General features: G+C 62.0%; 13 protein-coding genes. 12 read left to right on the forward strand and 1 reads right to left on the reverse strand.

Annotation, left to right across the window (positions count from 1 at the left end):
* Positions 1-93 precede the first annotated feature (93 nt).
* The 10 genes from accD (at position 94) to M1P90_RS27155 (ending at position 12,052) form a co-directional block, all read left to right on the forward strand.
* The gene (gene accD / locus M1P90_RS27110) at positions 94-993 is read left to right on the forward strand and encodes an acetyl-CoA carboxylase, carboxyltransferase subunit beta (RefSeq protein ID WP_483698748.1); all 900 of its coding nucleotides are present in this window, start codon (positions 94-96) and stop codon (positions 991-993) included.
* 56 nt (positions 994-1,049) lie between these two features.
* Positions 1,050-1,913, forward strand: coding sequence for an acetyl-CoA carboxylase carboxyltransferase subunit alpha (locus M1P90_RS27115; RefSeq protein WP_483698749.1), 864 nt, complete (start codon positions 1,050-1,052; stop codon positions 1,911-1,913).
* A gap of 580 nt (positions 1,914-2,493) precedes the next feature.
* On the forward strand, positions 2,494-4,566 hold the full coding sequence (locus M1P90_RS27120; RefSeq protein ID WP_483698750.1) for a PrkA family serine protein kinase: 2,073 nt from the start codon (positions 2,494-2,496) through the stop codon (positions 4,564-4,566).
* A 93-nt stretch (positions 4,567-4,659) separates the two neighbouring features.
* Positions 4,660-5,769: a DUF444 family protein gene (locus tag M1P90_RS27125; RefSeq protein WP_483698751.1), complete on the forward strand. Its 1,110-nt coding sequence runs from the start codon at positions 4,660-4,662 to the stop codon at positions 5,767-5,769.
* A gap of 49 nt (positions 5,770-5,818) precedes the next feature.
* Positions 5,819-7,315, forward strand: a complete 1,497-nt coding sequence (locus M1P90_RS27130; protein ID WP_483698752.1) for a SpoVR family protein — start codon at positions 5,819-5,821, stop codon at positions 7,313-7,315.
* Positions 7,316-7,391: 76 nt separating this feature from the next.
* Positions 7,392-7,886 (forward strand): hypothetical protein, encoded by a 495-nt coding sequence (locus M1P90_RS27135; RefSeq protein WP_483698753.1) that lies wholly within the window; start codon positions 7,392-7,394, stop codon positions 7,884-7,886.
* A gap of 199 nt (positions 7,887-8,085) precedes the next feature.
* Positions 8,086-9,591, forward strand: coding sequence for a serine/threonine-protein kinase (locus M1P90_RS27140; RefSeq protein WP_483698754.1), 1,506 nt, complete (start codon positions 8,086-8,088; stop codon positions 9,589-9,591).
* Positions 9,592-9,676: 85 nt separating this feature from the next.
* Entirely contained in the window at positions 9,677-10,024 is a 348-nt protein-coding gene (locus tag M1P90_RS27145) for a DUF5335 family protein (RefSeq protein ID WP_483698756.1), read from the forward strand.
* A gap of 238 nt (positions 10,025-10,262) precedes the next feature.
* Complete coding sequence (prmC, locus tag M1P90_RS27150; RefSeq protein WP_483698757.1) at positions 10,263-11,153, forward strand: peptide chain release factor N(5)-glutamine methyltransferase; 891 nt, start codon at positions 10,263-10,265, stop codon at positions 11,151-11,153.
* An 11-nt stretch (positions 11,154-11,164) separates the two neighbouring features.
* Positions 11,165-12,052: a Cof-type HAD-IIB family hydrolase gene (locus M1P90_RS27155; protein ID WP_483698758.1), complete on the forward strand. Its 888-nt coding sequence runs from the start codon at positions 11,165-11,167 to the stop codon at positions 12,050-12,052.
* Positions 12,053-12,187: 135 nt separating this feature from the next.
* Here M1P90_RS27155 and rpmB read toward each other — a convergent pair whose 3' ends face one another.
* Complete coding sequence (rpmB, locus tag M1P90_RS27160; protein WP_483698759.1) at positions 12,188-12,373, reverse strand: 50S ribosomal protein L28; 186 nt, start codon at positions 12,371-12,373, stop codon at positions 12,188-12,190.
* A 113-nt stretch (positions 12,374-12,486) separates the two neighbouring features.
* Here rpmB and M1P90_RS27165 point away from each other — a divergent pair, with 113 nt between their 5' ends.
* Together M1P90_RS27165 and M1P90_RS27170 are read left to right on the forward strand one after the other, a co-directional pair.
* On the forward strand, positions 12,487-12,861 hold the full coding sequence (locus M1P90_RS27165) for an Asp23/Gls24 family envelope stress response protein (RefSeq protein WP_483698760.1): 375 nt from the start codon (positions 12,487-12,489) through the stop codon (positions 12,859-12,861).
* 82 nt (positions 12,862-12,943) lie between these two features.
* Positions 12,944-14,566 carry a DAK2 domain-containing protein gene (locus M1P90_RS27170; RefSeq protein WP_483698761.1) on the forward strand — a complete coding sequence of 541 codons (1,623 nt, stop codon included), beginning with the start codon at positions 12,944-12,946 and terminating at the stop codon, positions 14,564-14,566.
* The last annotated feature ends 77 nt before the right edge of the window (positions 14,567-14,643 follow it).

A 14,643-nucleotide genomic window follows, 5' to 3' on the forward strand; every position in this document is an offset into this window, starting at 1 on the left:
TGCGCGGGCCGGGTGGGAAATGAGCACCCGGCTGCGATTGCGGAAAGCGGGTGTGGTATAATGCGCAGCGCATATGAAGGCCAGGAGAAGAGCATGAAAGAGTGGTTTCGCCGCCAACCAAAGCATTTTACCCCCGGCGCGCGCGACAATGGTCAGCAGATCCCCGATAACATGTGGGTCAAGTGCCCATCGTGCGGCGAGCTGAACTACGCCAAGCAGCTAAACGACAACCTGAAGGTCTGCAAGTGTGGCTACCATATGCGCCTCGGCGCCCGCGAGTGGCTGGGTCTTCTCGATGCTGACACTTTTGTTGAAGACGATGCCGACCTGGCCCCATGCGATCCACTCGATTTCGTTTCCACCAAAGACATATACGTTCAAAAGCTGGCCGAAAATCAGGATCGCACCGGCCTGCACGATGCGCTGGTCAGTGGCCACGGCACGCTCGAAGGGAACCCGCTGCATGTGGCGGTTTCGGAGTTCACCTTTATTGGTGGCTCCATGGGCAGCGTGTATGGCGAGCGCCTTGCCCGCGCCGCCGAGCGCGCCGCCGAAAACGCCTCGGCGCTGCTCACCATCACTGCGACCGGCGGCGCACGCCAGCATGAAGGCGTGCTTTCGCTGATGCAGATGGCAAAAACCAATATGGCGCTGACGCGCCTGGCCGCTGCCGGGCAGCCGCATATTGCTCTGCTGGTCGACCCGTGCTATGCGGGCGTGGTTGCCTCGTACGCCTCGGTCGCCGATATCATCATTGCCGAGCCGGGCGCGCGAATTGGCTTTGCGGGCCAGCGCGTGATCGAGCAGACCATTCGCCAGAAGCTGCCAGCGCACTTCCAGACTGCCGAATTTATGGTCGAGCACGGCATGATCGACATGGTTGTGCCGCGCGCCGAGCTGCGCATCACGCTTGCCCGCCTGTTGCGGCTCTACGCCGGCAAAGCCCGCGAGGGCGACGAAACCCCAACGAATTCAATGATGCTCAATGCCTGATATTGCTGCGCGCCGGGCCACGCCCTTGCCCGGTGTGCGATGGGCACGAAAGAACCATGACAACAGCGCTCACCCCCTGGGATAAAGTTCAGCTTGCGCGGCATCCCCACCGCCCGCACACGCTCGATTATGTGCGAAGCTGCTGCGATGAATTTGTCGAGCTGCACGGCGACCGCCGCTACGGCGACGATGCGGCGATTATTGGCGGCATGGCCCGCTTCGACGGCCGCACCGTGATGATCGTCGGCCACCAGAAGGGCCGCGACGCGCGCGAAAATGTCAAGCGCAATTTTGGGATGCCGCGCCCCGAAGGCTACCGCAAAGCCCTGCGCCTGTTCCGCCACGCCGAAAAATTTGGCTTCCCGGTGCTGTGCTTTATCGACACCCCTGGCGCCGACCCGGGCGTGCAATCGGAGGAGCGCGGGCAGGGCAATGCGATTGCCGAGAATATTCTGGTGATGGCAAGCCTGAAGGTGCCAATTGTCGCCGTGGTGATTGGCGAAGGCGGCTCGGGCGGCGCGCTCGCGATTGGCGTTGCCGATCGTCTGCTGATGCTGGAGCACTCTGTCTACTCGGTGGCCTCGCCCGAAGGCACCGCTGCCATCCTCTGGCGCGACGCGGCCAAAGCGCCCGACGCGGCCAAGGCCATGAAGATTACCGCGCAAGACCTGGCCGCGCTGCGTATCGCCGACGGCATCATTGCCGAACCCGAGGGCGGCGCGCATCTCGACGCGCCGGTCGTGCTGGCGGCGGTGGGCGAGGCGCTGCGCGCGCAGCTGGCCGAGCTCTGCCAGCTCGACACGCAAACCCTGCTCGATCAGCGCTATGCGAAATACCGCGCGATTGGCAGCTTTCAGGAAGCCCAGCACCACATGCTGAATGGCAATTCTGCCGAGCCGCTCACGCCGCTGCCCTTTTAAGCAGTTTCCCTACACATACTCGTAACCGGCCTCGTGCACCATTGCGCGGGGCCGGTTCTTTGTGCCTGGGCGCATCCCGTGGCGCGCTGCTGCGTAGAAGTAATTAGGATTTGCGCTGCCCTGAAGCGTGCGGCGTAGCGCCGCAAAAACTGCTCAGGGAGCGATCAATCAAAAATGCGCGGCGCAACGTTTATTTGGGTAAATCGGCTAAACGGGGCGCACTTTGCTTGGTAAATTAGTACTGATGTACGCCAAACCCTTGACGCTGCTATCTAAGGTTGCTATAATACGCCCACCTGGCCTACCAGGCCTCCCTCAATTTGCTCCCTGAGACCTAAAGTTGTATAGCAACGTCGTGACTAGACGAACGCGCCCGAGCGAGCCAGCTCAACGACATGGGCGCCGGCATCCTGGTATCGCAACTCAACCTGTCTCGACACCGACTACTGCACCTTAGCAAGACCGCCTCAACATATCGCACATGCAACTGCATCGCTGTGCGTGGGGGCGGTCGTTCGTGATTCAGCGCCACGGTCGTACGATCGGCGGCGGTGAATGGTCACAATCAGGAGGATCACAGATGACAACGCAAATCGGAACGTCGCTTCTGCAACTCGTCAGCGAGATGCAGGATCGCAAAAAATTCCAGGAACTCAACTGGACGGGCACGTTCAGTGAGTATCTGGATGTCATTGCGCAGAACCCGATGGTGTCGCGGAATGCGTTCCAGCGCATCTACGACATGATCATGTCGTATGGCACCGAGGAGTTTATCGACGCTAAGAAGCGCCTGATTCGCTACAAATTCTTTAGCGATCTGTCGTTCGACCAGAACGATGCGATCTTTGGCCTTGAGATCCCGCTGATGCGTCTGGTGAACTTCTTCAAGGCCGCCGCGCAGGGCTATGGCACTGAAAAGCGCGTGCTGCTGCTCCACGGCCCGGTCGGCTCCTCGAAATCGACAATTGTGCGCCGCCTGAAGAAGGGCCTTGAGCACTACTCGCGCACCGACGATGGCGCGCTCTACACCTTCGACTGGTACCTGGGCGAGGAAGACGACTTCGACCCGGCGCAGCTCAAGGAAGCCGACTGGCAATCGTGCCCCATGCACGAAGACCCGCTGCACCTCATCCCGCCCGAGCTGCGCGAGCGCTTTGTGGGCGAGTTCAACAGCGGGCGCGGCGAGAAAGAGCGCATTCGCATCATTGGCGAGCTGTGCCCCTCGTGCCGCTACAACTTCCGCGAGCAGATGCTGCGCTACGGCGGCGACTGGAGCAATGTCATCCGCCGCATTCGGGTGCGCCGCCTGGTCTTCTCCGAGCAGGATCGCGTCGGCATCGGCACCTTCCAGCCCAAGGATGAGAAAAACCAGGACTCGACCGAGCTGACCGGCGATATCAACTACCGCAAGATCGCAATCTACGGCTCGGACAGCGACCCGCGCGCGTTTAACTTCGATGGCGAGTTTAACATCGCCAACCGCGGCGTGATCGAGTTCATCGAAATGCTCAAGCTCGACGTCGCCTTCCTGTACGACCTGCTGGGCGCCAGCCAGGAGCACAAGATCAAATCCAAGAAGTTCGCGCAGACCGACATCGACGAAGTGATTATCGGCCACACCAACGAGCCGGAATACCGCCGCCTTGAGAACAACGAGTTCATGGAGGCGCTGAAAGACCGCACGGTGCGTATCGATATTCCCTACATCACCCGCCTGCGCGATGAGATCAAGATCTACGAGCGCGACTTCAACCGCCGCAATGTGCGCGTGCATATCGCCCCGCATACGCTGGAAGTGGCCGCGATGTGGGCAGTGCTGACGCGCCTGGAAGAGCCGAAAAAGCCCAACCTGACCTTGCTGCAGAAGCTCAAGCTCTACAACGGCAAAACGCTGCCCGGCTTCACCGAAGACAATATCAAAGAGCTGCGCAAGGAAACCATGCGCGAAGGCATGGAGGGCATCTCGCCGCGCTATATTCAGGACAAGATCTCGAACGCGCTGGTGAACTTCCAGGAAGATGGCTATATCAACCCTTTCATGGTGCTGAACGAGCTTGAAGGCGGCCTGAAGAACCACGCGCTAATCAACGCCGAAGAAGACCGCAAGCGCTACAAAGACCTGCTCTCGGTGGTGAAGGAAGAATACACCGAGATCGTCAAGAACGAAGTGCAGCGCGCCATTTCCGCTGATGAGGAAGCGATCAAGCGGCTGTGTGGCAACTACATCGACAACATCAAGGCCTACACACAGCGCGAGCGCGTGCGCAACAAGTTCACCGGCCAGTTCGAAGACCCCGACGAGCGGCTGATGCGCTCGATCGAAGAAAAGATCGACATCCCCGAATCGCGCAAGGACGACTTCCGCCGCGAGATCATGAACTACATCGGCGCGCTGGCAATTGAAGGCCGCTCGTTCGACTACAAGACCAACGAGCGCCTGCACAAAGCGCTGGAGCTGAAGCTGTTCGAGGACCAGAAGGACTCGATCAAGCTCACCTCGCTCGTCTCACGCGTGATCGACAAAGACACGCAGGAGAAGATCGACGTGGTGAAGGCCCGCCTGATCCGCGACTTCGGCTACAACGAGCAGAGCGCCACCGACGTACTGAACTATGTGGCCAGCATCTTCGCCCGCGGTGATACGAAGAATTAAGTTTTGAGTGTTGAATGTTGAGTTTTGAGTGTGGCGATATCCTCGCAACTCAAAACTCAACATTCAAAACTTAAAATTCCCGAAGGGAACTCTATGTCCATCCGACGCGTCGAGCGCGATCTGGGCCGCTTCCGCCAGATTGTGCGAGGGAAAATCAAAAAAGATCTGCGCAAATACATGTCGCAGGGCGAGATGATCGGCCGCCAGGGGCGCAAGTATGTGTCCATCCCGCTGCCGCAGATCGACCTGCCCCAGTTTCGCTATGGCTCGAAGCAGGGTGGTGGCGTTGGGCAGGGCGATGGCGATGTGGGCGACCCGATTGGGCAGGGCGACCCGCAGCAGGGCCAGGGCGAGGCCGGCTCCGACCCCGGGCAGCATGTCATCGAGGTCGATGTGACGCTGGAGGAGCTGGCCGCCATTCTTGGCGAAGAGCTGCAGCTGCCGAACATCGAGCCGCGCGGCAAGAAAAACATCATCTCGAAGAAAGACAAGTATTCGGGCATTCGCCGCGTCGGCCCCGACTCGCTGCGCCACTTCAAGCGCACCTACCGCGAGGCGCTGCGCCGCCAGATTTCTTCGGGCGAGTATAACGCTTCGAACCCGGTGGTTGTGCCCATCCGCGAGGATATGCGCTACCGCTCGTGGAAAGAAACGCAGATGCCCGAGTCGAACGCCGTGATCATCTACATGATGGATGTGTCCGGCTCGATGGGCACCGAGCAGAAAGAGCTGGTGCGCATTACGGCGTTCTGGATCGAAACGTGGCTGCGCTCGCAGTACAAAGAGATCGAGATCCGCTATATCGTCCACGACGCCGCTGCGAAAGAGGTCGATCAGAACACGTTCTACCACATTCGCGAGGGCGGCGGCACCAAGATTTCGTCGGCCTACCGGCTGTGCAACAAGATGATCGAGGAGCGCTACCAGCCCGACGAGTGGAATATCTATCCCTTCCACTTCTCCGACGGCGACAACTGGGGCGGCGGCGACACGCGCGAGTGCGTTGAGCTGCTGCGCTCGCACCTGCTGCCCAAGGCCAACCAGTTCTGCTACGGGCAGGTGCGCTCGCTCTACGGCTCGGGCCGCTTTGCGCACGACCTGGAAGAGTACCTCGGCAAGGAAGAAACGCTGGTCATCTCCGAAATTGCCGACCGCGACGACATCTATGATGCGATCAAGGATTTTCTTGGCAAAGGAAAGTAGAACAGCTGTAGCCGCGCGGTATATCGCGCGGCTACAGCTGTAAAATATTATGAAAAAAACGAGCCTTCCACCCGAACTCCAGTCTGCCTGGGAAGAGATCGAGGACCACGCCAAGAACTACGGTCTCGATTTCTACCCGATCATCTACGAGGTGCTCGATTACCGCACGCTCTACGAGACGGCAGCGCTCGGCGGCTTCCCCACGCGCTACCCGCACTGGCGCTTCGGCATGGAGTACGACCAGCTGATCAAGGGGCATGTCTGGCTTGGCTCGACGATCTACGAGATGGTGATCAACACCAATCCCTCGTATGCGTACCTGCTCGAAGGCAACGAGATGGTGACGCAGAAGATGGTGATGGCGCATGTCGCCGGCCACGTCGATTTCTTCAAGAACAATATGTGGTTCTCGCACACGAACCGCAAAATGCTTGACGAAATGGCCAATCATGCCGCGCGCATCCAGCGCATTGTCGACCGCCAGGGCTACGAGGTGGTGGAAGATTTCATCGACACCTGTCTCTCGCTCGACAACCTGATCGACTACCACGCGCCCTATATCAAACGCCCGGAGGCGCAAACAACGCGCTCGGTGGTCGAACAGGACGAGCCCGATGTGGTCGAGGGCCTGAAGGTCGATCGCTCGTACATGAAGGGTTTCATCAACCCGCCCGAGTTCCTTGAGCAGCAGCGCAAGCGCCTGGAAGAAGATCGCGCCCGCCAGCGCCGCTTCCCCGAAAGCCCGCAGAAAGACGTCTTGCTGTTCCTGATGAACTACGCGCCGCTGGACCGCTGGCAGCACACCATTCTTGAGATCATCCGCGACGAGGCGTACTATTTCGCGCCGCAAGGCATGACAAAAATCCTCAACGAGGGGTGGGCCAGCTTCTGGCACTCCGAGATCATGACCAAGAAGGCGCTCAAGGATGGCGAGGTGATCGACTTTGCCGACCATCATTCGGGCGTGGTGGCGACGCAGCCGGGCCGGCTCAACCCCTACAAGCTCGGCATCGAGCTGCTGCGCGATGTGGAAGAGCGCTGGAACAAGGGCAAGTTCGGCAAGGAGTACGAAGAGTGCGAAGACATTGCCGAGAAGCGTAACTGGGATAAGCAGCTTGGCCTGGGCCGCCAGAAGGTCTTCGAGATCCGCAAGATGCACAACGACGTAACCTTTATCGACGCCTTTCTGACGCCCGAGTTCTGCCTGGAGCAAAAGCTCTTTTCGTTCCGCTACAACCGCGACACCGACCTGTATGAGATCGCGTCGCGCGAGTTTCAGGAGATCAAGCAGAAGCTGCTGTTCCGCCTTACGAACTTCGGCCAGCCGTTCATCTATGTCGAAGAAGGCAACTACAACAATCGCGGCGAAATGTACCTGCGCCACCGCCACGAGGGCGTCGACCTGAAAATGGACTACGCCCGCGATACCCTGCGCAACCTGCAAAAAATCTGGTCGCGCCCGGTGCATATCGAAACCGTGGTGGACGACAAGAAGCGCCTGATCTCGTTCGACGGCAAGGATTTTGGCGAGCGCAAGATCGACTAATGCTGATCCACGTGGGATCGGTTCCCCAACCCATATGCCGGCAGCTTTCACCCTGCCCGGCCAGGAGCAGACCACCATGGCACTTGGAAAACTGCTGATTGAGCAATTGCGCGATACCGAGCAGCCGGCCACGCAGCCGCTGACGGTTGCGCACGGCGCACAAAGCGCCGAGCTGTCGTTTTTCGACCGCGACCGCTATAGCGTGACGCTGCGTGAGCTGGCGGCTGGCGCGGGTGGCGCGGCCCCGGCCGATTCGCGCGCCTTTCTGAGCGCGGCTGCGGCGGCGGTTGCGCGGCGGCTGAGCTTTCTGGAAGAGCCGCTGGCGGTGTGGGAGCTGGATGGCGGCGAGGGCATGGCCCAGCTGCGCTCGTCGCCGCCGCAGCGCGAAGGCGAGGAAGTGTCGTACTGGGAAGTGACGCTGTGGGCTGCCCCGGCGCGCGCGCAGGCCGCCCGCTACCGCTGGCAGCCCGGCATGGCCGAGCGCGAGGTGCTGGCCTACCCGGCGACGTTCGCGCTGCTCGGGCGCATTGCCGATGGCCTGGCTGCCGCGCTGGAAGAGCCGGGCGAGTAAACACGCCTTTGCGGAACGCGCCCCTGCCGCCGTAGAACATTCTATGGCGGCAGGGGCGTTTTTGCTTACAAAATTGTGATGTGTGGGTGATATCGCGCCGAACGGACGTTTATTAGGGTATAGTTTGTGCTACATCGACGAAAATACTGCGTAGAGATAAGCAAACCGGTGAGCAAAAGCCAATCATAAGGTTGTGTGCATGAGGGATTTGACGAACACCCCGCTTGGGCAATATCAACTGGTGGAAGTGGTGGGGCGCGGCGGCATGGCGACCGTCTACAAAGCCTACCAGCCCGCGCTCAACCGCTTCGTGGCGGTGAAGGTGCTCCACGCGCACCACGACCCGCAGTTCGCCGCGCGCTTCCGCCGCGAGGCGCAGACGATTGCCCAGCTTCAACACCCCAATATCCTGCCGATCTATGATTATGGCGAAGAAGGCGACCTGCTGTACTTTGTGGTGCAGTATATCGAAGGCGGGGCGACACTTGCCGATCTGCTGGGCCAGCCGAGCGAGCCCGGCGTCGCGCTGCAGATGATACGGCAGGTGCTGGGCGCGCTGGAATACGCGCACCGCTTTGGCATTGTGCATCGCGATATCAAGCCCGGCAACATTCTGCTGCCCACGCCCGACTGGCCGATGCTGGCCGATTTCGGCATTGCCAAGCTGCTGCACGAAAACGAGCAGCTGACAATGACCGGCTTTATTATCGGCACGGCCGCCTACATGTCGCCCGAGCAGGCCTCGGGCCAGCCGCTCGACGGCCGCACCGACCTGTATGCGCTGGGCATTGTGCTGTACGAGCTGCTAACGGGCCGACTGCCCTTCCAGGCCGATACGCCAATGGCGATGCTTGCCAAGCATGTGTACGACCCGCCGCCGCCGCCGCGCAGTCTCAACCCGACGCTGAGCCCCGCGCTCGAAGCGGTGGTGCTGCGCGCCATCGCAAAAGAAGCGACTGATCGCTACCAGACTGCTGCGGAGATGGCGGCTGCGCTGGAAAGCGCGCTGATGCAGCCCAACCGCCCACTTCCATCAACTCAGGCCACGCGCATGTACCAGGCCGGGCTGGCGGCATTTCAGGCTGGCCAGTGGGCAGCAGCGATCGATCAGCTCAACCAGGTTGCCAGCATCGACCCGCACTACGAAGATGTGACGACTTTACTCGAAAGTGCGCGCCAGTCGCTGGCGGGCGGCGCGACCAATCCGCCTGTTCCGGCCACACCAGTCGCGCCAGTCGCGCCAGTTGCGCCCGCCACATATTCCACCCAGATGTTCAGCGACGCGACCGCCTGGCAGCACGAAAGCCCGACCGTGGTGAACCCGCCCGGCGTCGGGCCAGCGCACAATCCGCGCCCAGCTGCGCCCGCGCTCGTGCAAGCCAGCCCGGCGACCATTCGCCTGGCGCAGCCGCAAACCCGTAAGGCGGTGGTTGGCGTGCTGTTTGCGCTGCTGTTGATGGCTGGCGTGGGCAGCATGTGGCAGCGTTCGCGCGCGGCCCTGGCCGATAGCCCCGCCACGCCCACGGTGGCAGCCACTGCCGCGCCGCAGCCAACCCTGCCACCCAAGCCGAGCCCTGCCCCTCAGCCAACCGTGCCGCCCAAGCCCACTGCCGTGCCTGCGGCAGCACCAGCGCCCGCGCCCAAGCCGCCAGCGGGCAAGCCACCCAAGCCCGATAAGCCCAAGCCGCCAAAGAAAAAGAAATAATGCTGGCCCGGGAATTGCGGTAGAACCATAAAACGCAGCAGATTGTCCGCCTGCCCGTGGACGTAACGATACAAGGAGCAATGCTGTGAGTTCACGTGAACTTGTGCGCCAGGAATGGGTGAAGCTGCTGGATGCATTCAGCCGCGATTTTGCTGGCACGATGGCCCGGCTGGAGGTGGTTGGTACGGGTGGGGCGCAGCACGTTATCGTCGACCATATGCCCTTTGCCGGCATGACTGCCGATCTGAAAGATGGCGAAGATAGCGTAGTGGTGTCGTTTGCGCAGGGCGATGATGGCGTGTTCGACCACACCGTGACGGACGTGCAGAATGTGTCGATCGACGAAGTGAATGGCCGCGTCGCGCGCGTTGAGATCGCATCGGGTGACGGCACGACCACAGTGTTCTCGCTGCACGACGATAGCGGGAAGTAACCCTCTATTCGGGTGAATACGTTCCGCTTGTATGGGCTGCGTAACAACAATGCAGGGCGTAGTTCGTAGTGCGTAATGCTCAGTGGAAGAGATTCGAGATTACTGAGTATAGTGATAAAACTCGGTGACCTCGGTGTTCTCTGTGGCTAATCCTTCCGTACATTGTTGGAGGCAGCAGCCGGGCCGCGCAGGCTCGGCTGTTTGCATGGCGGGGGCAAAAGTTCGGTATACTACGGGCGTGAACGAAACACCTGCCACGATTGCTGCCGCGCTGGCGCAGGCCGCCGAGCGCTTGCGCGCCACCAGCCCAACATCCCGGCTCGACGCGGAGCTGCTGCTGGCGCATGTGCTGGGCTGGGGCCGCGCCCGCCTGCTGGCCGAAGGCCGCGCACCGCTCGCTGCTGCGCAAGGGGCCGCCTTTGCCGCGCTGGTTGGGCGCCGCGCCACGCTTGAGCCAGTTGCCTACCTTGTTGGCCACCGCGAGTTCTACGGGCTGGATTTCCTGGTCGACGCGCGTGTGCTGGTGCCCCGCCCCGAAACCGAGCTGCTGGTTGATCTGGCAATTACCAGAAGCAGGAGCCAGGAACCGAAAACCGGCGACGAGTCCGCCGAAGATCGGTTCTTGATTGCCGACATTGGCACGGGCAGCGGCTGCATTGCGATCGCGCTGGCGGTGAACCTGCCGGGCGCGCAGATCGTCGCCGTCGACCGCTCGCGGGATGCGCTGGATGTGGCGCGCACGAATGCCGAGCGCCACGGCGTGGCGGGGCGCGTTGCCCTGCGCGAAGGCGACCTGCTCGCGCCGCTTGTTGAGCGGGTGGATATTCTGGTGAGCAACCCGCCCTACACGATCCTGCATGAGATCGACGAAGGCGTCCGACGGTACGAGCCGCACGCCGCGCTTGACGGCGGCGCTGATGGTCTCGATCTGTACCGCCGCTTGCTGGCCGGCGCGCCTGCGGTGCTGCGCCCGGGTGGCGCGGTGCTGCTGGAAATTGGCGCGACGCAGGGGCCAGCCGTGGCGGCGCTGGCGCGGCAATATTTCCCACAGGCGCAGGTTGCCGTTCACCAGGACCTGGCCGGCCTCGACCGCGTTGTTGCCGTCGAAACGAAACCCCCGACCTTATAGCAGAGGAATTCATGCCATACAAACTACTCGCGCTCGACCTCGACGGCACCGTTGTGCAGCCCGACCTGAGCATTTCGCCGGCGGTGCTCCAGGCGATTGCGGCGGCGCAGGCGCGTGGCGTGCATGTCACGATTGCGACCGGGCGCATGTTTGGTGCGACGCTGCCGTTTGCAGAAAAAATCGGCATTTCCGGCCCGCTGATCTGCTTCCAGGGCGGATTGATCCGCGACTCGCGCGATGGCGCGGTGCTGTTTCACGAGCCGGTGCCGGCAGCGCTGGCTGGCGAGGCGATCGAGCTGCTGCTGGAGCGCAACATCTTTGCAATCGCGTATATCGACGAACGGCTGTGGATCGCCAGCCCGCGCCCCGAGCTGGACTTGTACCTGGGCTGGCACCCCGAGCGCCCCGATGTGGTGGTCGATCCTAACCTGGCGAACACAATTGCCAGCGCAGCGAGCGCGCGCCTGCTCAGCCAGGGCCACGCATCGCACACGCCCGACCTCGCGACAATGGTGGTTGCGCACCCGCCCACGAAAATCCTGTTTGTTGCCGAGCCGCCGGTGGTCGAGCGCGAGTGCGCGCGGCTGGGCGAACACTTCGCCGGGCGCTTGCTGGCGTTTCGCTCGCACGCAATGTTTGGCGAGCTGACGCACCCGAACGTCAGCAAGGGCGCGGCGCTGGCGCAACTGGCCGAGCAAATGGGCATTGCCCGCGAGGATGTGATTGCAATCGGCGACCACGAGAACGATGTGCCAATGCTGGAGTGGGCCGGCCTGGGGCTGGCGATGGGCAACGCCATTCCTGAGGCGCGCGCCGCCGCCAATCAGGTCATCCCGAGCGTGCAGGACGATGGCGTGGCCTGGGCGATCGAGCGCTTCGTGCTCGGCGACGAGGGTTAAAATACGTGGAAATTGGGTATTGCGCGGCGTGATCGCTTCCGCTATAATGCCCACGCTCTGGCGGGCTGGCGAAGAAGAAACGCGGGCATGAAAAAACCGGCACCGCAGAGGTGCCGGCCTTCCGCAAAACGAAAGTTACTTCGTCTTGCTTACCGTTCGCAAACACTGGGTGCAAAGTTTCACCTGCACCGACACGCCACCATCGAGCGTGAGTGTTGTCTTCTGAATGTTAGGCCGCCACATACGGCGGGTGTGCCGCTTGGAGAAGCTAACATTGTTGCCAAAGGTCGGCTTCTTGCCGCACAGCTGACAGGTTGCCATGTCGAATAACCTCCTCGGCGTGGCCGAGCGTGCTAGAAATGTTGTGAAACACTAAGGGCAAAATATACCACAAGCCGGCCAGCTTGGCAAACATTGCTGTTGAGGGTAGAGGAATGAGTCAGCAAAATCGGCCGCCGAACCAGCGCCAGCTGCCCGAAGGGCGCATCGAGGTCGCGCCGCGCGCGATTGCGTCGATTGTCGCCAGTGCGGTTGGGCAGTCGTATGGCGTGGTGGGAATGGCGCCGCACACGTTTCGCGAAGGCGTGGCGCAGGTGCTGCACCAGCGCGATGCCCACCGTGGCGTGGATGTGCGAATTGGCGATGATTGGGTCGAGATTGACCTGTATATCATTGTGGGCTATGGCATGCGCATTGCCGAGGTGGCCCGCAATGTGCAGGAAAATGTGCGCTACGCTGTCGAGCGGGCGCTGGGCATGCCGGTGGCGCGCGTGAATGTGCGCGTGCAGGGCCTGAAGAATGAGTTTTGAGTTTTGAATGGTGAGTTTTGAATGGTGAGTTTTGAATGAGCAGAAATCCCAGCTCGACATTCAAAATTTTGTGGAGATAGGGTTGGACAACACGCTTGCATCGCAGACATGGGATGGCCCGCAGTTGCTGGCCGCGCTTCAGGCGTCGGCGCACTGGCTGGAACAGCACGCCGCCGAGGTCAATGCGCTGAATGTTTTCCCAGTGCCCGATGGCGACACCGGCACGAATATGTCGCTCACGCTGACGGGCGCGACCAAAGACGTTGCGCCCGAGCCGAGCGCGGCGGCAGTGGCCGAGCGCGTGAAGTACTGGGCGATGATGCGCGGGCGCGGCAACTCGGGCATTATTCTTTCGCAGGTGCTGCGCGGGCTGGCGCAAGGGCTGGAAGGCCACGCACGCATGGGCGCGCCCGAGCTGGCCGCCGCTCTGGGGCAGGCCAGCGCCGCCGCCTACCGCGCCGTGCTCAAGCCGGTGGAAGGCACCATGCTCACCGTGATGCGCGAGGCCAGCGAGGCAGCTACGGCGGCGCTGGCCGAGCCGCACGCCACGCTGGAGAGCGTGCTGGCGGCCACGGTGGCGGGCGCGCGCGCCTCGGTTGATCGCACGCCGACGCTGCTGAAAAACCTGCGCGAAGCCGGCGTGGTCGATTCGGGCGGCGAAGGGCTATTTCTGATTTTCGATGGCATGCTGCGCCATGCGCGCGGCGAGTCGGTCGAGTACCATGCGGCCGCGCCCGCGCCGGCCATGTCGTTTGACGACATTCACGGCCCCGACGATTTCGGCTACTGCACCAACTTCATTCTGCGCGGGCGCGGCATGCCCTACGACGACATTCGCGCGACGCTGGCGGGCATGGGCCAGTCGGCGGTGATTGTGGGCGACGACGAGCTGATCAAAGTGCATGTCCACCTGCTGCGGCCCGGCGAGGCGCTGAACTACGCAATAAATTTTGGCGCGCTGGAACAGATCGAAATCACCAATATGGACGTTCAGCGCGAGCAGCTGCACCAGAAGGCCGACCTTGCGCCCGACGCGCCCGCCGTCGATACGGCAGTGGGCGTGGTGGCGGTGGCGCCCGGCCCGGGCTTTGCGGCGCTGTTCCGCGATTTGCAGGCCGGCGCGGTGGTGGGCGGCGGGCAAACCATGAACCCCAGCACCGAAGATTTGCTGGCCGCGATCGAGCAGTTGCCGCAGCAGGACGTGATTGTGCTGCCGAACAACGGCAACGTGATCATGGCGGCGCGGCAAACGGCCAGCCTGAGCAAAAAACGCATCGAGGTGCTGCCCACCAAAACTGCGCCGCAGGGCATGGCCGCGCTGCTCAGCTTCAACTACCAGAACGACCTGGCGACGAATGTGCGCGCCATGAGCGGCGCGATGGGGCAGATCGCCACCGCCGAGGTGACCACCGCCGTGCGTGACGCTGCCGTGGATGGCGTGACCGTGCGCGCCGGGCAGACGATTGGGCTGCTGAACGGCGACCTCGTGACGGCGGCCGACGAGCCGCAGGCCGTGATCGACGACCTGCTGGCGCGCATGGGCCTGGACGACTGCGAAATTCTGACCGTATATTACGGCGCAGACACCAGCCCCGAGGCGGCCGCCGCGCTTGGCGAGCGCATCGCGGAGCGCTTCCCGGATATCGACGTTGAGGTTCAGAATGGCGGGCAGCCGCTGTATACCTATATTCTTTCGGCCGAATAGCGCGCAGCGGCGGCCGGATTGCGGTACAATATCATTTCTGCGTTCTACTGCATTGTTCTATTTCTGTGTGGAGGGAG

Source organism: Kouleothrix sp. 19917, from assembly GCF_057073505.1.

Bases quoted from the DNA above. Each gene is read 5' to 3' on its own strand.
- accD (WP_483698748.1), top strand. From the start codon at position 94: ATGAAAGAGTGGTTTCGCCGCCAACCAAAGCATTTTACCCCCGGCGCG.
- M1P90_RS27115 (WP_483698749.1), top strand. From the start codon at position 1,050: ATGACAACAGCGCTCACCCCCTGGGATAAAGTTCAGCTTGCGCGGCAT.
- M1P90_RS27120 (WP_483698750.1), top strand. From the start codon at position 2,494: ATGACAACGCAAATCGGAACGTCGCTTCTGCAACTCGTCAGCGAGATG.
- M1P90_RS27125 (WP_483698751.1), top strand. From the start codon at position 4,660: ATGTCCATCCGACGCGTCGAGCGCGATCTGGGCCGCTTCCGCCAGATT.
- M1P90_RS27130 (WP_483698752.1), top strand. From the start codon at position 5,819: ATGAAAAAAACGAGCCTTCCACCCGAACTCCAGTCTGCCTGGGAAGAG.
- M1P90_RS27135 (WP_483698753.1), top strand. From the start codon at position 7,392: ATGGCACTTGGAAAACTGCTGATTGAGCAATTGCGCGATACCGAGCAG.
- M1P90_RS27140 (WP_483698754.1), top strand. From the start codon at position 8,086: ATGAGGGATTTGACGAACACCCCGCTTGGGCAATATCAACTGGTGGAA.
- M1P90_RS27155 (WP_483698758.1), top strand. From the start codon at position 11,165: ATGCCATACAAACTACTCGCGCTCGACCTCGACGGCACCGTTGTGCAG.
- rpmB (WP_483698759.1), bottom strand. From the start codon at position 12,373: ATGGCAACCTGTCAGCTGTGCGGCAAGAAGCCGACCTTTGGCAACAAT.
- M1P90_RS27165 (WP_483698760.1), top strand. From the start codon at position 12,487: ATGAGTCAGCAAAATCGGCCGCCGAACCAGCGCCAGCTGCCCGAAGGG.